Annotated in this window: 19 protein-coding genes; 16 read left to right on the top strand and 3 right to left on the bottom strand. The window is 38.9% G+C overall.

Annotated elements, in window-relative coordinates; genetic code table 11:
- Positions 1-89 precede the first annotated feature (89 nt).
- A complete protein-coding gene (locus tag I6E69_RS09865) occupies positions 90-377 on the top strand; it encodes a YcgL domain-containing protein (RefSeq protein ID WP_008134235.1) in 288 nt (95 codons plus the stop codon).
- Positions 370-1,386 (top strand): lytic transglycosylase domain-containing protein, encoded by a 1,017-nt coding sequence (locus tag I6E69_RS09860; protein ID WP_138490079.1) that lies wholly within the window; start codon positions 370-372, stop codon positions 1,384-1,386. The genes I6E69_RS09865 and I6E69_RS09860 overlap by 8 nt, the downstream gene beginning before the upstream one ends.
- A 40-nt stretch (positions 1,387-1,426) precedes the next feature.
- Here the strand turns inward: I6E69_RS09860 and I6E69_RS09855 are convergent, their stop codons facing one another.
- Positions 1,427-1,972, bottom strand: a complete 546-nt coding sequence (locus I6E69_RS09855) for a GbsR/MarR family transcriptional regulator (protein ID WP_024596846.1) — start codon at positions 1,970-1,972, stop codon at positions 1,427-1,429.
- Positions 1,973-2,178: 206 nt separating this feature from the next.
- Between I6E69_RS09855 and adhP the strand changes: the two genes are divergently transcribed.
- The gene (adhP, locus tag I6E69_RS09850) at positions 2,179-3,189 is read left to right on the top strand and encodes an alcohol dehydrogenase AdhP (protein WP_170071470.1); all 1,011 of its coding nucleotides are present in this window, start codon (positions 2,179-2,181) and stop codon (positions 3,187-3,189) included.
- Positions 3,190-3,316: 127 nt separating this feature from the next.
- On the opposite strand, the gene I6E69_RS09845 is transcribed toward adhP, so the two are convergent.
- Both I6E69_RS09845 and I6E69_RS09840 read right to left on the bottom strand, forming a co-directional pair.
- Positions 3,317-5,737, bottom strand: a complete 2,421-nt coding sequence (locus I6E69_RS09845; RefSeq protein WP_138490081.1) for a TonB-dependent siderophore receptor — start codon at positions 5,735-5,737, stop codon at positions 3,317-3,319.
- A gap of 219 nt (positions 5,738-5,956) precedes the next feature.
- A complete protein-coding gene (locus I6E69_RS09840; RefSeq protein WP_004334724.1) occupies positions 5,957-7,234 on the bottom strand; it encodes an amidohydrolase family protein in 1,278 nt (425 codons plus the stop codon).
- Between the two features lie 154 nt (positions 7,235-7,388).
- On the opposite strand from I6E69_RS09840, the gene I6E69_RS09835 reads away from it, so the two are divergent.
- From I6E69_RS09835 to I6E69_RS09775, 13 genes are all read left to right on the top strand, one after another.
- Positions 7,389-9,230 carry a DUF885 family protein gene (locus I6E69_RS09835; protein WP_197121167.1) on the top strand — a complete coding sequence of 614 codons (1,842 nt, stop codon included), beginning with the start codon at positions 7,389-7,391 and terminating at the stop codon, positions 9,228-9,230.
- A 97-nt stretch (positions 9,231-9,327) separates the two neighbouring features.
- Positions 9,328-9,840, top strand: coding sequence for a YcgN family cysteine cluster protein (locus I6E69_RS09830; protein WP_004334734.1), 513 nt, complete (start codon positions 9,328-9,330; stop codon positions 9,838-9,840).
- Positions 9,840-10,352, top strand: a complete 513-nt coding sequence (locus I6E69_RS09825) for an RNA methyltransferase (protein WP_024595017.1) — start codon at positions 9,840-9,842, stop codon at positions 10,350-10,352. The genes I6E69_RS09830 and I6E69_RS09825 overlap by 1 nt, the downstream gene beginning before the upstream one ends.
- A 78-nt stretch (positions 10,353-10,430) precedes the next feature.
- Positions 10,431-11,321 carry an ABC transporter substrate-binding protein gene (locus I6E69_RS09820; protein ID WP_197121166.1) on the top strand — a complete coding sequence of 297 codons (891 nt, stop codon included), beginning with the start codon at positions 10,431-10,433 and terminating at the stop codon, positions 11,319-11,321.
- Between the two features lie 88 nt (positions 11,322-11,409).
- A complete protein-coding gene (locus I6E69_RS09815; RefSeq protein WP_197121165.1) occupies positions 11,410-12,666 on the top strand; it encodes a sugar MFS transporter in 1,257 nt (418 codons plus the stop codon).
- Positions 12,667-12,922: 256 nt separating this feature from the next.
- The gene (locus I6E69_RS09810) at positions 12,923-14,812 is read left to right on the top strand and encodes a methyl-accepting chemotaxis protein (RefSeq protein ID WP_197121164.1); all 1,890 of its coding nucleotides are present in this window, start codon (positions 12,923-12,925) and stop codon (positions 14,810-14,812) included.
- 5 nt (positions 14,813-14,817) lie between these two features.
- Positions 14,818-15,900: a GGDEF domain-containing protein gene (locus tag I6E69_RS09805; RefSeq protein WP_197121163.1), complete on the top strand. Its 1,083-nt coding sequence runs from the start codon at positions 14,818-14,820 to the stop codon at positions 15,898-15,900.
- 13 nt (positions 15,901-15,913) lie between these two features.
- Positions 15,914-16,528 carry a DsbA family protein gene (locus I6E69_RS09800; RefSeq protein WP_197121162.1) on the top strand — a complete coding sequence of 205 codons (615 nt, stop codon included), beginning with the start codon at positions 15,914-15,916 and terminating at the stop codon, positions 16,526-16,528.
- Between the two features lie 250 nt (positions 16,529-16,778).
- On the top strand, positions 16,779-17,531 hold the full coding sequence (locus I6E69_RS09795; RefSeq protein WP_004334751.1) for a DUF3450 domain-containing protein: 753 nt from the start codon (positions 16,779-16,781) through the stop codon (positions 17,529-17,531).
- Between the two features lie 10 nt (positions 17,532-17,541).
- Positions 17,542-18,909: a MotA/TolQ/ExbB proton channel family protein gene (locus I6E69_RS09790; RefSeq protein WP_197121161.1), complete on the top strand. Its 1,368-nt coding sequence runs from the start codon at positions 17,542-17,544 to the stop codon at positions 18,907-18,909.
- 3 nt (positions 18,910-18,912) lie between these two features.
- The gene (locus I6E69_RS09785) at positions 18,913-19,440 is read left to right on the top strand and encodes a MotA/TolQ/ExbB proton channel family protein (RefSeq protein ID WP_010552929.1); all 528 of its coding nucleotides are present in this window, start codon (positions 18,913-18,915) and stop codon (positions 19,438-19,440) included.
- A gap of 53 nt (positions 19,441-19,493) precedes the next feature.
- Positions 19,494-19,907 (top strand): biopolymer transporter ExbD, encoded by a 414-nt coding sequence (locus I6E69_RS09780; RefSeq protein ID WP_004334764.1) that lies wholly within the window; start codon positions 19,494-19,496, stop codon positions 19,905-19,907.
- A gap of 12 nt (positions 19,908-19,919) precedes the next feature.
- Positions 19,920-20,525, top strand: coding sequence for an energy transducer TonB (locus tag I6E69_RS09775; RefSeq protein WP_024597386.1), 606 nt, complete (start codon positions 19,920-19,922; stop codon positions 20,523-20,525).
- Positions 20,526-20,553 lie beyond the last annotated feature (28 nt).

Here is a 20,553-nt window from a genome sequence, read left to right as displayed (position 1 = left end):
ATTGAAATTTCTAATCTAATTTTTCTAACTTATTATTACTCTCATGTTATAGTGTGCGGCATTGTTAAGCAAGAATTTATAGGGCCATAATGCTCACTGCAGTATATAAAAGTAAGAAAAAAGCGGATACGTTCTTATTTGTTGAAAAAAGAGATGATTTTAGTAAAGTTCCGGAACCTTTGATGACCATGTTTGGTCAACCTGTTTATGTGATGATCATCAATTTAGCAAAACGTGAGCATTTAGGTGGGGCAGATTTAGAAACTGTAAAAGCAGCGTTATCAAACCCTGATAAAGGCTACTACTTACAAATTCCACCACCTGAGCAAAATTTGCTAAGCCAATTACGAAAAGACAATGGAGTTGATAGTGATTAAAAAACTTATCGTTATATTATGTGGTGTATGCTTAAGCTCACCTGTTATGGCAAAAACTCAGGCTGAATTTCATGATTATTTAGCGAATTTAAAGCAAGAAGCTATCGCAAAAGGTTACGAAGCCAAACTTATTGACGATGCGTTTGCAACAGCAACGTATAAAGAAAAAGTGGTTTCGGCTGACAAAAACCAGCCAGAAGTAAAAGAAACCCTTGAAACGTATTTACCAAAACGTGTACCACAATGGAAAATTGACCGCGCACGTAAGCTTTACGCAGAAAACAAAGAGGTACTTGAAAAAGTAGCGAAAGAGTTTGGCGTACAAGCACGCTTTATAGTCGCGCTTTGGGGCCTTGAAAGTAACTTTGGTACAATTCAAGGCGGTCATAACGTTATTTCATCATTAGTGACACTTGCTTTTGATGGACGCCGAGAAGCACTTTATAAGCGCCAACTTTGGGCTGCACTGGATATTTTAAAGTCGGGCCACATAACGCTTGATAAATTTAAAGGCTCTTGGGCAGGCGCAATGGGGCAAACGCAATTTATGCCTACCTCTTTTAATGCTTACGCGGTTGATTACAATAACGATGGTCGTAAAGATATTTGGACTACAAAAGAAGATGCTTTTGCCTCAATTGCTAATTATCTAAAGCAAGAAGGGTGGAACGACTCTCTTACGTGGGGTCGCCAAGTTCAGTTACCTGAAAACTTTGATAGTAAATACGTTTTAGTGCGTGGTACAAAAACTCGCAAGCAGTGGTTAGAATATTGGAACGACTCAGAGCGCTCATTAGCTGATTGGCAAGCACTGGGTGTTCGTAAAGCTGATGGTTCTGATTTACCTAATGTAGACGTACGTGCTGCGCTGGTTATGCCTGATGATATAAATGGCCGTATGTACTTAGCGTACGATAACTACAAAGTGTTTATGCATTGGAATCGCTCGTATTACTTTGCTACTAGTGTAGGTTACTTGTCGGACAGAATTGGTTATCCAAAAATCTAATTTTTAAAATATACCTATAAATAAAGCCGCAATTGCGGCTTTATTCTTTTTTGAATATCTTTTCTTTTAGGTCAATAACTTTACCAATTCCAGAACCTAGCTTCATTAGCTTATTAAGTTGCTCTGGCGTTAAACGCTGTAGTTCTGATGACCATTTAGTGACGGTTTCAAGTAGGTTGTGAATCTCACCCATTTGTTTTTGTGCGTAAAGTTCATCGTCGTTACTGGCTTCGTCTAATAAGTTATCGCGTAGTAGCGTTAAGGTGGGCTCAATTTCGCGTTTTTTACGTTCTTCAAATACGCGATTTGCCATATCCCAAATATCGCCAGCAGGGGCGTAGTACTCTTTACGATCGCCAGGAATATGCTGTACTTTAATTAACTGCCACGATTGCAGCTCTTTAATGCCCATACTTACATTACCGCGAGAAATACTAAGCGCATCTGCAATCTCATTAGCTGTCATTGGGTTTTTAGTAATAATCAGCAAACCACACATTTGTCCGATCGTACGATTGAATCCCCAGCGGCTGCCCATCTCACCACAATGCATTACAAAGGCAAAATTCTTTTCGGATAAACTCATAGCTTAGTAACTTTCAGTAATTTCAGAAAGTAAATGCTAGCACGCTCATTATGGATAGCAAGTTCTTAGCAGGCTTATAGGTTAATTTAAATGACTAAAATATGATTTAGATTAATATTTATACATCTGTATTGGGATATGTTGTACACAACAATACGTAAATAAATCCTTATTTTTAATTTTTTTTCACATACGATGGAATGACTATGAAAGCTGCAATTAATACTCAATACAAAGGTAAATTAGAAATAACAGACCTACCAATTCCTGAGGTGGGAATAAACGATGTTTTAGTAAAAATAGCGGCCTGTGGCGTTTGCCATACCGATTTACATGCCTGTCATGGGGATTGGCCGGTAAAGCCAAAAATGCCATTAGTACCAGGGCACGAAGGTGTCGGTGTTATCGAAAAAGTCGGAAGCAACATTAAGCACTTAGAAGTTGGCGATAGAGTGGGTATTCCTTGGCTCTATAGTGCATGTGGGCACTGTGAGTTTTGCCTAGATGGCAAAGAAACACTGTGTTTATCGCAGCACAATACGGGCTATTCTATTGATGGTAGTTATGCAGAATATTGTTTAGCGCATGGCGACTACGTTGTAAAAATACCTGAGGGATTAGGCTTTTCTGAGGCTGCTCCATTATTTTGTGCAGGTGTTACAACCTATAAAGCATTAAAAGTATCTGGTGCTAAACCAGGGCAGTGGGTTGCTATTGTTGGTGTGGGTGGTCTCGGGCACTTGGCCGTGCAATATGCTAAAGCAATGGGTTTTAATGTAATAGCTGTTGATACAGGTAAAGAAAAACTCGCGCTTGCTAAAGAGCTAGGCGCAGATATCACCCTCGATTTTAAAGAGGTGGTTCCAAGCGAAGCTATTTTTGAACAAGTAGGTGGCGCGCATGGTGTAGTGTGTACTGCGGTGTCTAAAGCGGGGTTTGAACAAGCCTATAAAAGTGTACGCCGTGGCGGTAAATGTGTATTAGTGGGATTACCTCCAGAAGATATGCCACTTCCTATTTTTGATACTGTGCTTAATGGTGTGTCAGTAGTAGGCTCTATTGTTGGTACGCGTAAAGATTTGCAAGAATGCTTGGAATTTGCCGCTCAAGGTAAAGTAAAAGCAATTATTGAAGAAAAGCGTTTAGAGGACATTAATGAAATTTTTGATGATATGCTCAAAGGTGAAATTAACGGTCGCATAGTCGTTACTATTTAATTTAGATTAAGCGTTTATAAAACACAAAAAAGCACGGCTTCTAAATTAGAAAACCGTGCTTTTTAAGTATTTAACAACCTGAGCTCTGCTTGAGATAGATTTATTATCCAAAGTTCAGGTTAACTAGTTAAAGAGTGTAACTAAAACTTAGTTTTGCATTACGCTCTTCCCCTGGCATACCACCTAAAAACATCGCTTTTGAATAATACTTTTTGTTGAACAAATTATTTAAGTTTAACTGCATATGCCATTTATCAGTTGTATACGATACAGCTGTATCGTAAGTCGTATAACTTGGTACATAACCATCAGGAATCGAGAATGAACTTGAATTAGTACTTCTGTTATCTACAAATGTAATACCACCACTTATATTTACAGCTTCAGGTAAGTTAAACATATCTGCGTAGTAGGTTACCCACGTACTTGCTGTTACGTAAGGCACACCTTTTTGGCGTGTATCGTAACTGCTGCTGTTAGGATTACTTTTGTCACGTGCATCTTGATAAATACCGTTTACGTTTACTTTCCATTTATCGTTCAAGTAAGCATTTAAATCAAGCTCAACACCTTTTGTTTGCTCTTTACCATCATAATAGCTTTCAGGTACATCTGAGCTTGATGTTAAAGCGTCATAAAGCGGGTTTGCATATTCTAAGTTAGTACGAGAGCTTTCAAATATAACAACAGATGCGAGTAGTTGGTCATCAAATGCTTTAAATCTAAAGCCTAGGTCGTTACTTATAGACTCTGAATCTTCTCGGTCAGCTTCATTACCTGCCACAGAGCCTAATACACTATACGCTGTACGCCCTTTTGAATGATTTACAAATACAGATAAATCTTCAGATGGCTGATACGTTGCACCAAGGTTATACGTTAAGCCAGAATCTGATGTACTCGCTTCAGGTGTTGGCTCTGCGCGGCTAGAACTGTAACGCTCATCAACACCAAAGTGCTCGTAAGTTTGTTCAATTCGGTTATATGCCACACCAATACGCGTTGTAAGTTCTTCAGTTATGTAACCAACATGTTGAATGCCTAAGCCCCATGCTTGTACTTTTTTATTGTAGTCACTTGTTTTAAGCGGATCGTAATCTTCAAAGTTACCGGTTGGCCAATTTGGTTCTCTTATATCGTAAATATACGGCAAAGAACCTTGGTACGTTACATCACCATCATTGTTTGTGAGTACGTAATCTTGATCCCATATTGAGAATTGTTTAAAACGAATATCTCTATCTTCGTAGTTGGCGTTAACTAGTAATTCGTTATCTACGTCGCCTAACATAAAGTCATAACGTAAATCTAAGAAGTACTGCCATGATTTTTCATCTGCTTCTACTTGGCGGTATTCTTGGCGGCGTGCTGCATACGGGTAAAGTACACCGTCTTCAACTAATGGAGCACGAGGGTCGTTATTAATAATTCCATCGCGTGTTGAATAGACGTAGTTATATGCACCTGTTTGGCGCGCAAAACTTGATGTGTAGTTACGGTACTGTAGCTGCTGGTTTAAAAACAAATCGTCAGTAATGTAATAGTTATGCGTTAATTTAAAACGCAACTCTTCACCTTCGTTAGCATCAGCCATTGGTGAAATAATACCATTTGTGCCAAAGCTATAAGGTGTTAAGCCATCAGATGCAGATAATGAATTAGCAAGTTGGTCGCGTTGTGCATCACTTAACTGTACGCCGCTTCCTGTTGGATCGTTTACTAAATCGGCACCAGTTACTTCACCCGCGCTTAAACCATTTGCAGTTTCTGCATTGTAAATACGAATAGGGTGACCAATAGAATCAACCGCTATTTCATCTTTTATATAGGCTGCAGAAAGCATGATGTTTTGTCTGTCATTAAGCACGTATTTAAGCGAGGTATAAATTTCGTCGCGATCTTCTTTTAAATCGCGAAATCCGTCACTTGACGCTGTTTTAGCCATAACACGATAAGCTAAATCATCTGTTATAGCGTTAGTGCTATCAAACGATAATGAATAGCTATCCCACTGGCCAAGCTCAGCCGATACTTTGTGTTTTTCTTCAAACTCTGGCTTTTTTTCAATTAGGTTTATTACGCCACCTGCGCTACCAATGCCATATAAACCTGTTGCAGGGCCTTTTAAAACCTCAACAGATTCAACATTTGTAAGTGAACGAGTTGGGTTAAATGTATTACCCAGGCCTGCACCACCATACATACCATCGTAGGTGTAGTTTGCATCTAAACCACGAATTACTAAGTTATCACCAATACCGTAATTATTACCTGCTTGTGTTAAGCCACTTACGTTTCTAACTAAATCTTGTAAGCTATCTACACCTTGAGATTCAATCAGTTCTCGGTCAATAATTACAACCGGTGCAGGTGTTTCCATTAAAGACATGTCTGATTTAGTAGCAAGACCAGAGCTCATCACCACGCGGTTTTGCTTTTCGTATACGCTGATGCGTTCAATATCAGCATCAACTTGTGTATTTTGGGCAAATGCCATATTTGCATTTAAACAAGCAAGAGTAATAAGAGAGTACTTAAACGTTTTCATAGAGTGATAACTATTCGCGTTATTGAATTTGCGCGAATGATAATGGTTATTGTTTTTAAAGTGAATAGAAAGTTCATTTTATTTGATTAAATAAAACTGTTCGGATAATTAATAGACAAAAGCGAGTCTGATAAGGGGGGCGGTGTCCCTTTTATGGCATATTCAATATGGTTGAGAGTTTTATTAAGGCTGAGTAAACTCAGCCTTAATAGTGTGTATTTACAACTGGTTTTTATAAACAACCCCTGCTTTCATTACAAAAGGTACTGCCTCTAAGGTTTTAATACTTTTAAGAGGATTTGCTTTTACCGCAATTATATCAGCTGCAAAGCCTGCTTTAATTTGTCCTAACTGATTATCCATTTTTAATAACTTAGCGCTATTAATAGTTGATGCTTGAATGGCTTGTAGTTCTGTCATACCAAATTCAACCATGCGGCTAAACTGTTTTGCATTATCTCCGTGCGGGTAAATTGCTGCATCGGTACCGAACACCATTTTAACACCCGCTTTTACAGCACGGCTAAAGCTATCACGTTGCCTTTTAGACACTTGGCGCTCTTTATTTAGGTTTTCTTCGTCTACGCCGTTTTGCTCGCCATAAGTGAGCGTATATTCGGTATTATAAATATCCATAGAAAGCCAAGTACCATGCTCTTTGGCAAGCGCTATCGCTTCGTCATCTAAAAAGCTGGCGTGCTCTACGCTATCAACACCCGCTTTAATGGCCGTTTTAATCCCGCTTGTGCCGTGTGCATGAGCAGCTACTGGTAAATCTCGCATATGGGCTTCATCAACAATGGCTTTCATTTCTTCAAAAGAATACTGCTGTGCACCTACTTTAGTCCCTTTTGAAAATACTCCACCTGTGGCGCAAAACTTAATAGCATTTGCCCCGTATTTAATATTTTCGCGTACTTTTATACGCGCAGCCCATGGACCGTCTGCGACGCCACTTGAAGTATATTTAAGCTCAGGAGGTAGGCGGTTGTTATCACAGTGCCCGCCAGTAATGCCGAGTGATGGGCCTGCAGCCCAAATACGAGGGCCAACTATGTCACCCGCATTTATGCCGTCACGCACGGCTATGACGCTGTAACCTTCTGCACCAACATTACGTACTGTTGTAAATCCAGCTTCTAAGGTTTTTTTAGCAAAATGAGCCGCTTTAATCGCCATTCTAGGAACTGACTGGCCTAAACGTTCACTGCGCGGCACCGTAGGGTCACTCGTTAAATGCACATGCATATCCATTAAACCTGGCATAAGGGTTAAATCAGGGAGTTGAATGTGTTTATCATCTTTAGTCAGCGTTGGTTTTTTATTTTGTTCAATGTTTGTAATTACGCCATCATCAATAGTAATTAAGGGTGATTTAATGAGCTTGCCATCTTTAACATCAACCATGGCTTTAGCCGATAGGTATGTAACTGCATGGGTATTAAAAGCGGTTAAGCAAAGTAAGGCAATAGAGGTGCTGAGTAGTTGTTTTTTCATTTTATTTTTCTTTTAAATCATATTTTAATTAATAGAAATGTAACAAGTTCAGATAAAAGTGCAAATTTAATACGATGAATGCAATCTATCGTAATTTCTTTATTAAGCACGGTTTAATGCGCATAATTAAAAAACGATATTAAAAAGGATTATCATGAAATCAATTAAATTAGCATTAGTTGCCAGTGGCGTTATGTTTGCTTTAAGTGGCTGTATGAATACTGAGCTTAGTACACAGACTAATACCAGTACACAGTTAAACACAGTTAACGCATCAGCAGGTATTGTTTCAGAGCTTTCAACAGAGCAACAACTCGATGTACTTGTTGCACAGTATTACGATGAATCGCTCATATATAGCCCCATCAGCGCAACGTACAATGGTCGTAATGAGTTTAACAATCAATTCACGCCTGTGATTTCAAAAGAAAATAGAGCTAAAAAAGCCGCTTTTTATAAAAAATATCAACAGCGATTAAACTTTATAGATAAAGCACAGTTAACAGGGCAGTCGCTTTTAAGTTTTGAAATATTAGAGCGCGACCTTGCACTTAAATTAGAAGGCATGCAGTTTCCTGATTATTTACTACCAATAAATCAAATGGCGGGTGCGCATAACACCTTTGCAGGTTTTGGTTCAGGTCAAAGTGCTCAGCCGTTTAATACCGTTGAAGATTACACCGCTTTTATCTCGCGTAGCGAAGGTTTTGTAAAGTGGCTTGCCAGTGTAGAGCGTTCAATGGCGCAAGGCATTAAACTAGGTATTACGTTACCAAAACCACTTGCTGAAAAATTACAGCCACAATTTGCAGCTCATGTAGTTAAAAATGCCGAAGATTCATTATTTTGGGGACCAATTAAAAAATTACCAGAATCGTTTAGCGCACATCAAAAGCAAAAAATTACAGCGCAGTATCGTCAATTGATTATGCAGCACTTAGTACCGGCTTATAAAAGCATGAGCGACTTTTTAGCTAATCAGTATATTCCTAATAGTCGAGAAAGCGTAGGTTACAGTGACTTACCAAACGGTAAAGCATGGTACGAAAACCAAATTAAGAAAAACACAACGCTTAGCTTATCTGCAGACGAAATTCATGACATTGGTTTAAGTGAAGTGTCGCGCATTTTAAGCGAAATGAAAAAAGTAAAAGAAACCGTAGGCTTTAAAGGTGAGTTATCAGAATTTTTTGATCATTTACGTGATTCAGAAGAATTTTACTACGACACGCCTGAGGAGTTAATTGCGGCATATGAAAACGTTAAGAAAAAAATAGATGCGCGTTTGCCTCTACTTTTTAACATAGCACCCAAAGCACCTTACGTTGTAAAAGCAGTTGAAGCCTACAGAGCGCAGTCGGCAGCAGGTGCATCCTATGCATCTCCGGCGCCTGATGGCTCTCGTCCTGGTATTTTTTATATCAATGCTTATAACTTAAAAGCGCAGCCTAAATTTTTACTCGAAACTTTATCGATTCACGAAGCAGCCCCGGGTCATCACTTTCAAATAGCACTTCAGCAAGAAATTGAGGGCTTACCTGATTTTCGTAAATTTGGTGGTTATACCGTGTTTGCAGAAGGTTGGGCGCTTTACGCAGAAAGCTTAGGCAAAGAGCTAGGCTTATTTACCGACCCTTATATGTGGTATGGACGTTTATCGGATGAGCAATTACGCGCAATGCGTTTAGTGCTTGATACCGGTTTTCATGCAAAAGGGTGGACGCGTCAGCAAGGTATAGATTACATGCTTGCAAATTCATCTATGGCCAAGAGTGATGTAATTGCAGAGGTTGAGCGATATATTGCATGGCCAGGACAAGCGCTTTCTTACAAGTTAGGGCAATTTAAAATTCAAGAATTACGTGATTTTTCTAAAAAACAACTGGGTGATAAATTTGATATTAAAGCGTTTCACACGCAAATATTAATTGATGGCGCATTGCCAATGCCAATTCTAGAGGAAAAAATTAAGCGTTGGGTTAAAGCTCAAAGCTAATTTGTAGCGCAAAGCCAGTACTTTGAAAGGGTATTGGCTTTGCGCCATTTACAGCAATACGGTAGAATGCGCGCTCTTTAGGGGGCACGAGTAAACTATGTTTGATCAACAATTAGCAAATACACAATTTTGGCTTAAAAAAAGCTTAAGCGACATGAGTCAAAACGAATGGGAAGCCATTTGTGATGGATGCGGAAAATGTTGTTTAAATACGTTTATTGATAGCGAAGATGAAGACGAATTTACCGCCACCGATCAGTTACGCGAAGGTGAGCAATTAATATTTACTAATATTGTATGTCAGTATCTTGATAACAACACCTGTGGTTGTAGCGAATATGAAAACCGCCAAACGCTTGTTCCTTCTTGTGTAAAACTCACAAAAGAAAACCTTAAAGACATCTTTTTTATGCCACAAAGCTGCAGTTACCGTCGTTTACATGAAGGTCGTGGTTTGGCTTCTTGGCATCCGTTATTAAATAATGGTGATAAAACAAAGATGCATGAGCTAGGTATTTCTGTAAAAGACAAAACAGTAAAAGATTGCGATGTAAAGCTCGACGACTTTGATTTGTACATTGCAGAATGGCCAACAAAGGACGTAGATTAATGAGTAAACAACAAGCCGTAATTGGTTTAATCAATCCTAAAAGCCCGACTAATGTTGGCGGTGTATTGCGAGCAGCTGGCTGTTATGACGCTAAACAAGTTTTTTTTACAGGCAATCGCTACTTAAATGCCAAAAAATTCCATACAGATACAAAAAATGTAGTGGAGCGTATTCCTTTAACCGAAACAGATAACTTAGAAGCAATAAAGCCACAAGGCGCAACGGTTGTGGTTATTGAGCTTATTGAAGGTGCAACACCTTTACCTGAGTTTAAACATCCTGAAAATGCATTTTATGTATTTGGGCCCGAAGATGGTTCTGTATCAAAAGACGTCTTAAAGTGGTGCGATGAGGTTGTTTATATTCCAACTATTGGCTGTATGAACTTAGCGGCAACCTGTAATGTAGTTTTGTATGACCGCTTGGCTAAATTAGGTGGCGTTGAGAGTAGTGACGATACTATTATTAGCTCTCGTGATACAAACAATAAAATGAGGTGGCAAAAAAGCTGATTAGTTAAGGTTTATTTGTGCAAAAGTGTTAGTAGTAGCTAAACTTAAAAACACTATTAATCACAAATAGATACTAAAATGCGCTGGTTTTATTTTATATTATTGCTAACAACTAGTAATAGTTTTGCTGAAACATCGGTTGAGTATTTTCAAAACGGTACTCAACACACTTTAAATGGGCATTCCCATAAATCAGGGGTGCTCTATGAAGCTAAAAACTCCAAACAAACACTTCATCTAGCCACACTCGATTGGCCTCCCTATATTGGTAATAATGTATGTAATAAAGGCTGGGTTTATCAATTTTCAATTGCCTTGTTAAATAGTAAGGGCTACAGCGTATATATTGAATTTTTGCCTTGGGCAAGAGCGGTACGAAATGTAGAACTAGGCAGGGCTGACATACTAATGCCTGAATACTTTATAGAAGATACAGCCCCCTCCGATTACGTTGATGGTAAAACACGTCGAGAATTACTCGGCTTATCTAATTCGTTTAAAGGTGGCGAAATTGCTTTTTTAAAAAGGAAAGGCGATACAGACCATTTCACAGGAAACTTAAAATCACTTAAAGGGCAAAAGATTGGTGTTGTTCGAGGGTATCAAAATACGCCAGAGTTTGATGCCATGATGGACAATGGTGAGTTTGAAGTTATCACCTCTGTTGATGACTTACAGCTTGTTAAGCTACTGACTGCTAAACGTGTTGATTTGGTTATAGGCGATCCTCAAGCTTTGAAATCATCTGTGGCTTACTCCTCTTTAACTAAACCTGAAAAACAGTCTTTGCTTTCTTCCATTGAGCAAGAAAGCATTCCTTTGCAATATAACTCGTTATATTTTGCCATTAGTAAGCGTGCGCATAATTGGCTTTTAGTATTAGAGGATATAAACGAAGGGCTTTATCAGTTTAATAACAGTGGCGAAATAGACCGAATTGTTAGAGCGACCAACACGCAATGTGAATAACGCCACTGGAACGTTCCATAAGTGCGCTGACTAATTTATATTTAAACATGTAAAATCGTTTTCAACTTGTTAATGGAGTGAAAACGACGTGAGTGAAATAAATACAAACCAATCATTCGCGGTCAACGAACAGCCAAATAAAAATTATCTGTTTCCACTGACTGCAATGACGACCCTATTTTTTTTATGGGGTTTTATTACTGTTTTAAACGATGTACTAATACCACGCTTAAAAGGCGTATTTGATTTGAGCTTTTTTGAAGCGATGCTAGTACAGTTTTGCTTTTTTGGGGCTTACTTTATTATTTCTATTCCTGCGGGGCTTTTAGTTAAGCAATTTGGTTACAAAAAAGGGATTTTAACTGGTTTAATTGTGGCTTCAATGGGGTGTATGTTGTTTTACCCTGCTGTTGTAGTACATGAATATTGGCTATTTTTAGGCGCTTTATTTGTACTTGCTGCAGGCGTAACAGTACTTCAGGTTTCTGCTAACCCTTATGTTGCTGCTCTTGGCAGCGAAAAAACAGCTTCTTCTCGTCTAAATTTAGCACAAGCACTTAATGCGCTTGGTACTACCGTTGGGCCTTATGTTGGTGGTTTATTATTTTTCGGTACGGCAGGTAGTTTAGCCGCATCGGCAGCAACTGCTGAATCTGTAAAAGTGCCTTATTTAATGCTTGCGGGCGCTTTATTACTTATCGCTATTGTATTTGCCTTTATAAAGCTTCCAGAAATCGAAGCCCACAAAGAGGAAAATAATACAGCAATTGAATCTCGTTCGTTATTGCAAGCACCGCACCTAACTATGGGTGTACTTGCTATATTTTGCTACGTAGGCGGGGAAGTTGCCATTGGCAGCTTTTTAGTTAACTACTTTGGTGAGGCGCACATAGCAGGGCTTGAAGAGCATACTGCGGCCGCACTTATTAGTTATTACTGGGGCGGGGCAATGGTAGGGCGTTTTATAGGCTCTGTATTATTACAAAAGATAGCACCGTCTAAAGCTATAGCGTTTAATGCATTTAGTATTATTGCGCTATTACTGATCACTATTTTTACTCAAGGTGACGTAGCTTTATACTCAGTATTGGCTATTGGTTTATTTAACTCAATTATGTTTCCGACTATATTTTCAGTTGCAATCGAGCGACTAGGATCATTGACGAGCAAAGGTTCTGGGTGGTTATGTTTAGCAATTGTTGGCGGTGCGCTTGTACCATTACTACAAGGGTTTATAGCTGATACAGTAAATATACAGCAAAGCTTTTTTGTTCCAATGTTATGTTATGTATTTATTGCATGGTACGGTTTAAATGTTGTTCGCTTAGCAAATAAGTGGAAATAACAGACTATACAAGAGTGACTGAATACGTATTCAGTCACTTATAAAGCTACATTTAATAGGAACGTTCCATAAAAAATAAATCTAGTCATTAATTATTTTAATATTAGCTAGTTACCCACAAAAGCCTCTTGTTTTGCAATCCTTTATTCTTATTTTTCATCAATAACCTAACTGTAAGTCTCTTTTACTAGGACATTTAGCTAAATTTTTGCTAAAACAGTAAGGCTAATAACGATAAATAATAAAAAGGATGTATATGCTTAACTCGTTGAAATTTACTTCCAAAGTGACTATTGCAGCCTCCTTAATTTTGGTTTTGGTGCTAGGGTTATTTACTTTTAATAACTACATTGCGATGCGCAAGCAAACCGAGCAGCAGTTAAGTTTGGTATTGCAACAAAATTCCGAATCTGTTTCACAAAATATAGCGAGTTGGTTAAATGCAAAGTTGGCGATTGTAATATCAATTGCTAAAACCCATAAAGCTAATGATTCTAAAGCACTCACCCTTTCACAATTAAATACAGCAGAGCTTGCTGGAAGCTTTAAAAATACGTATATAGGTAAATCCAGCGGCACGTTTATATTAAACGATCAAACGGTTGTATTACCTGCAGATTTTGATGCGACTTCTCGCCCTTGGTATAAATTAGTCGAAAACAAATCAAATACCGCTTTTACAACTCCTTATATTGATGTAACCACTAACGAGCTTACAATTTCAGCGGTAGTACCCATACTCCAAAATGGTCAGTTTAGCGGCGTTGCAGGTGCCGATATTGATATGCAGACCGTGACAAAAATTATCAACGATATTGACTTTTTAGGACTCGGTTATGGTTTTTTACTCGATAATAAAGGCCAAGTGTTAAGCCATCCAAATGCTCAGTTAAACTTAAAAAATACATCTGACATCTTTGGCACCAATACGCCTTTACAAAGTGAGTTTACCCAGTACGAGATAAACGGAGAGTCTAAGCTTATTTCGTTTACAAAAATTAGTGGTATTGAAAACGTAGATTGGTACCTAGGTGTTGTTATAGACAAAGATAAAGCGTATGCCAGTGTCTCTAATTTTGGCCAAACTGCGGCTGTTTTTATGGTGATAGGAATTATCACTATTATAATTATGATGCAGCTTTTATTACGCTATTTAATGCAGCCAATGAATCGTTTAAACGATGCTATTAAAGATATAGCACAAGGTGAGGGTGATTTAACAAGGCGTTTAACCGTTGAAAACGACGATGAATTTGGCGATTTAAGCTATTCATTTAATATTTTCATCGAAAAAATTCAGCATTCAATAGAGCAAGTAAAAGAGTCTACAAAGCAATTAGATACAGCTATTGAGAGCTTGGTATCACAAACACATTCTTCGCTGTCTATGTATGATGATCAAAGTAAACGAACCGATAGCGTTGCAGCGGCTATCAACCAGTTTTCTGCCACATCAATGGATATTTCAAGTAACGCAGAGAGTGCATCGCAGCTTGCTAAAAATGCAGATGAACATTCAACACAAAACCAAGAAGCATTAAGCCACAGTGTTGCAACTATCCACCAGCTCTCGGGTAATATGGAAAAAGCTCAGCAAACTATAAACAGTTTAAATGCGCATACAGCCAGTATTGGCCAAGTGCTTGAAGTTATTAAAGGTGTAAGTGAGCAGACGAATTTATTGGCACTTAATGCCGCAATTGAGGCCGCTAGAGCAGGAGAGGCGGGACGCGGTTTTGCCGTTGTAGCAGATGAAGTTCGCCAATTAGCGCACCGCACTCAACAGTCAACGCAAGAGATTGAAGACACGGTTAGCCAGTTGCAAAAAGGCTCAAACCTTGCTGTAGAGCTTATGAAAACAAGCCTTGAAGGCAGTGAAAAAAGCGTGCAACAAGCCGATGCTGTTGGCAATTTAATGAGCCATGTTATACAAGCGATTCAACAAATTAACGATGCAAATCACTCTGTGGCCACTGCAACAGATGAGCAAAACCAAGTTGTTAAGTTATTAGATACAGATATTCAAACAATTAATTCGCTTTGTATACAAGGCAAGGCCAACTTAAATGACACGCTTGACGAATGTACCAAACTAAAACAACAGTTTAGTGCTTTAGAAAATATGGTTCAAAAGTTTAAAGTATAAAATTAATGACTAAAAAAAATGTGAATAAACCAAATTGGCTCAGTCTAATAAATATCGACAGTGTTTATAGCTCAGACATGCAACGCAAGGCGTTTTCTTTATTTACCATGATTGGGATTTCAATTGTGGTGATCGCAGTATTAGTGTTTTTTAATTATAAGCTTTATTCGCCACTACTGACCGCTTCATTAATTATCGTTAACATTACAAATATAAGCTGTTCTATCTATTTTATAAAAACGGGTAATCTGCAAGTTGTGGCATTAATAAGTATGAGCATTGTGTGCATGATGTTTGTTGCACTTGTTTATACCGGCGGTAAAGATAATACCGCGCTATATTGGCTAATGTTTTATCCTGTCGTAACGTTTGCATCTTTAGGGGTTAGATTAGGTGCTTGGTTAGGCTGTACCTTACTGTTTTCTTGTATTGTTATTTTATACGGCCCTGACTTTGGTCAAGTTAGCTATGGCAACGTAGAAAAAACACGTTTTATAGCTTCCTTTTCTATGGTGTTTTTATTCTCATTTATTGGTGAGTATTTTAGGCATAAAAGCCACATGGCTATTGCCGATATTACGCTAGAGCAAAAACAAGATGCTTATACTGACCCCCTTACTGGCATAGCAAATAGGCGTTTTATTACCTCTCATTTTTTAAAGCTTGCTCAAACACGCCCAGAGCAGTACTTACCTTTTTCAATATTGTTAATTGATTTAGATAATTTTAAATCTTTAAACGATACGCATGGTCACGATTTTGGTGATACGGTATTGATAGAATTTACCAAACTTCTTGAGTCTCAATTTTTGGCAACTGCGTTAAAGGCCCGTTATGGCGGTGAAGAGTTTGTTGTTATTTTACCGCAGCTCACTGCCTCTGCAGCCGCTGTAATTGCGAACAAATTTCGAGAAGCCGTGGCAGGGCATGTTATATTTACTGATGACAAGCAGCGTATTTCAATCACCTGTAGCATTGGTATTTCCCAAGTAAATAAAGTAACTGATTATGATTATTCATTAAAGCAAGCTGATGAAGCTCTTTATAGTGCAAAGGCTTCAGGTCGTAATAGTGTCGTCTCAAACTAGTTGAAGGATTAATATGTCTCAAAGTAAGTTAATATATGTTCATGACCCAATGTGTAGTTGGTGTTGGGGTTACTCACCAACCTGGCTTAAGCTAAAATTAGAGCTTGCTGGTAAAGTGGCAATTGAATATAAGGTAGGTGGCCTAGCACCCGATAGCCAAGACCCAATGCCACAAAATATGAAAGAGATGCTTGAGGGAACTTGGCATAAAATTTCAGCGCAGTTAGGTACGCAATTTAATTATGATTTTTGGCGCAACTGCCAGCCAAGGCGTTCAACGTATCCCGCATGCAGAGCTGCACTTATAGCGCGTAAAGCGGATAAAGAAGCTCAAATGGTGGCTGCTATTCAACACGCTTATTACCTAAACGCACAAAACCCGTCTGATGAAAGTACATTAATTAGTTTGGCTGAAAAAATTGGCTTAAATAAAGATGAGTTTTCGGAGCAGCTAACATCAAGCGAGCTTAATGAGGAGCTCAAAGCGGAGTTATCCTTTGTTCGCACTTTACCAATTCAAGGTTTTCCCTCACTAGTGCTTATTAAAGATAATAAAGCTTACCCTATCGAAATAAATTATACCGATTGGCACTATTCTCTTAATCAAATTAATTCAATTTTGGATTAACCACCTTCTTGCATCTTCTTAATAGGGGTATTTGGCCAGCAAGTCCCCTTATTCGCGTTAAAACCTCCTCGTAAGTCTTAATTGTTACCATTGTCATAAAAGCGACTTTTTTGCGCAACATCCTTGTCATGTTTCATCTATAAACTCCTGCTCATTGAATTATTAAGTCATAAATTATTTATATAACAAAGTTTATGACCTAAAAAAACAAACTAGCAAATCCGCTAACTAACGAGTAAAGGTGTATGCGATGAAAGGCGTTAAACCATTAATCTTAGCTGGTATTGTGGCCGCAAGTGCAGCAGTACACGCAAACGATTTAGATAAGGTTATTGATAAAAGCAGTGAAATTAATAAATCAGCTGCGCAATCACAAACAAAAATAGACAAGATTGCAGATTCAATGCAAGGACGTTTACAGCAATTTAAAACCCTCAATAAAGAGATTGATGGTTTAGCTGTATACAACGCCCAGCTAACTAAACAATTAAATAATCAAATAGAAGAGATGGAATCTTTAAACCTGTCAATGGATCAGGTTTCTATTATTGAACGTCAAATTACGCCGCTAATGCTTAGAATGATTGAAGGTCTTGAGCAGTTTGTATCTTTAGATATTCCATTTTTAGCTGATGAGCGCACTAAGCGCGTTACGTCTTTAAAAGAAATGATGAATCGTGCTGATATTAACTCAAGTGAAAAATTCCGCCGTGTACTTGAAGCGTATCAAGTAGAAGTAGACTACGGGCGCACTATTGAAGCTTATACCGCACTTTTAAATGTGGATGACAAAGAGCGTGAAGTTGATTTTTTACGCATTGGCCGTTTAGAGCTTATTTACTTAACACGCGATGGCAAAAAAGCAGGTAGTTGGAATGCAGATACAAAGTCATTTGAAGCATTACCAGACTCTACAATAAGCCAAATTAATAAAGGTTTACGCATTGCGCGTAAACAACTTGCCCCAGATATGTTAACTCTGCCAGTACATGCAGCAGAATAAGAGGTTGAAAATGAAATTGTTTACTCAAATGACAAAAATAGCTCTTTTTGCTGCAAGCCTAAGCATTACTGGTGCAAGTATAGCGGCAGAGCCAATGAACTTAGATTCATTACTTAAAACGCTTGAAAATGGTAAATCAGCTCAAAGCGAGCAAAATAAACAACGTGAACAAGAGTTTGCTGCTCGCCAAAGTGAGCAAGTACAAATGCTTAAAAATACCCAAGCAAAGCGCAATCAAATGCTGGTGGAATCTGAACGTCTAGAAACGCAATTTGAAGAAAACGAAGTAAAACTTGCTAACTTAACAGACACGCTTTCTAAACGAATGGGTTCGCTTAAAGAGTTGTTTGGCGTTCTTCAACAAGTTGCAGGGGATTCTAGTAATAAATTTGCGACATCAATAGTATCTGCTCAGATTGCTGGGCGCAGTACGTTTATGGATGACCTAGCTCAAAAGATGGGCTCAACTTCAAAACTTGCTTCAATAGAAGATATTGAAAAAGTATGGTTTGAACTACAGCGCGAAATGACCGAGCAAGGTAAAGTAAGTCGTTTTAACGCAAGTGTTATTGTTGAAGGCGGTACTAAAGCACAGCAAGAAGTTGTGCGAGTGGGCGCATTTAACCTTATATCAAACGGTAAGTATTTAGAGTTTAATCCTTCGACTAATTCTTTGAGTGAATTAACACGCCAACCTGTATCGCGCTTTACTGCTACAGCAGAAGAGCTACAAAGCACTAAAAGTGGCGTGGTGCAATTTGCACTTGACCCAACAGGCGGCTCTATTCTTGGTTTGTTAGTACAAGCACCCGATACACAAGAGCGTGTTCATCAAGGTGGCACTGTTGGTTATGTGATTTTAGGCGTGGGTGTTATTGCACTCCTTATATCACTTGAGCGTTTTTTCTCATTATTGATTATGGGCAGTAAAATTCGTCGCCAGCTTAAAGATACTGTTGCACGTGATGACAATCCGCTTGGACGCGTAATGAAAGTAAAAGATCAATTTCCGAGTGTTTCACACGACACACTGGAGCTTAAATTAAGTGAAGCTATTTTACGTGAAATGCCAAAAGTGACGCGTAATTTAACACTTATTAAAATCATCTCTGTTGTTGCACCGCTACTAGGTTTATTAGGTACGGTAACCGGCATGATCAATACATTCCAAGCAATCACCTTATTTGGTACTGGGGATCCTAAATTAATGGCGGGTGGTATTTCTCAAGCACTAGTAACAACGGTATTGGGCTTAGTGGTCGCCATACCAACGGTATTTTTATACACCTTACTTAATACGCGCGCTAAAAATATCTTGTTAACTATTCAAGAGCAGAGCGCCGGTATTATTGCAGAGCGAAGCGAGAAGGGAGCATAAACCATGGTGCTATTGATTGACTCAATCAATGCTATCCGTGATTTTCTCGACACTGGTGGCCAAGTTCTCTTGGTCATCGGGGTGTTAATCTTCGCGATGTGGTTATTGATACTCGAGCGATTTATTTACTTTTTTAATGGTTTTAGAAGCTATAAACACGCTCTTAAAGCCAATTGGATTAACCGTGCAGAACGTGATAGCTGGAATGCAGAGCAAATACGCGAAGCGATGATATCGCGAGCGGGTATGCGCTTAAACACCAATCTTTCTTTGATTAACGTGATGGTTGCTTTGTGCCCGCTACTTGGTTTGTTAGGCACGGTGACGGGTATGATAGAAGTGTTTGATGTAATGGCAATTACCGGCACAGGTAGTGCTCGCTCAATGGCATCAGGGGTATCTAAAGCAACTATCCCGACAATGGCAGGCATGGTAGGTGCGTTATCTGGGGTATTTGCCTCAACGTACTTACAACGAAAAGCTAAGCGCGAAGTAGAACTACTACAAGACAGCATGGTTTTAGACCATTAAGCAAAATTTTGATAAGCGGCTTATATCAAGCCGCTCATCCTAGGAGAATAAAAATGAGAGCCCCGTTAGGAAACCTATTTCAAGAAGACGAAGCTGAAGAAATAAACATGACCCCAATGCTAGACGTTGTATTTATCATGCTTATTTTCTTTATTGTAACTGCCTCTTTTGTTAAAGAAGCCGGTATTGATGTAAACCGTCCAGAAGCCGCAACAGCAGTTAAAAAAGAGCGTGCTAATATTTTAGTGGCTATTTCTGATACAGGCGAGATATGGATTAATAAACGTCAAATTGATGTACGCGCAGTACAAGCCAATATCGAGCGTTTAAAAGCAGAAAATCCACAAGGTAGCGTTGTGATTCAAGCGGATAAAAAAGCCACTACCGAAATGTTAATTAAGGTGATGGATGCCTCACGCGCGGCGGGCGCATTTGATGTATCAATTGCCGCACAAGATGCGTCTTAAGGGCTAGTTATGTTGCGATATTTAGTTGCATTAGTGATAGCCGGTGTAGTGACCTTTATGTTGTTTTTAGGCATGCAGGCACTGATCACTGGCGGTGAAGGCGCTATGACGGATCCGGTAAAGGGTAACGTACTTGATTTTGTTCGCTTGAAAAAAGAAGAAACCGTACAAAAAAAAGAGCGTAAGCCACAAAAGCCACCAACACCAAAAGAGCCGCCACCACCAATGGAATCACCGCAAATGCAAAATAGTGATGCTACAGCAAATGCTAACAACTTTGACTTTGGTGCTAATGTAGATGCGGATGTAAATTTAGCCGGCGGGTTAGCACTTGAAACAAGTGATGGTGAATACTTACCGATTGTAAAGGTGGCCCCTGTTTATCCGCGCCGTGCGTTATCACGTGGCATAGAAGGCTACGTTATTGTTGAATTTACAGTAACTAAACAAGGCACTGTACGCGACCCACAAGTAGTAAAAGCAGAGCCTGAGTCACTTTTTGATAGAGCTGCGATGGATGCAGCCCTTAAATTTAAATATAAACCGCGCGTAGTAAACGGTGAAGCCGTTGAAGTTGCGGGTGTTCAGAACAAAATATCTTTCCAAATTAGCGGTTAATTAGTAATTAACCACGAGTAAACGGACA

The sequence above is a fragment of the Pseudoalteromonas sp. NZS100 genome (genome assembly GCF_015864815.1).
Taxonomy (GTDB): domain Bacteria; phylum Pseudomonadota; class Gammaproteobacteria; order Enterobacterales; family Alteromonadaceae; genus Pseudoalteromonas; species Pseudoalteromonas distincta.
The sequence above is the reverse complement of the archived record's forward strand: the minus strand, read 5'-3'. Positions and strand labels throughout refer to the sequence as shown.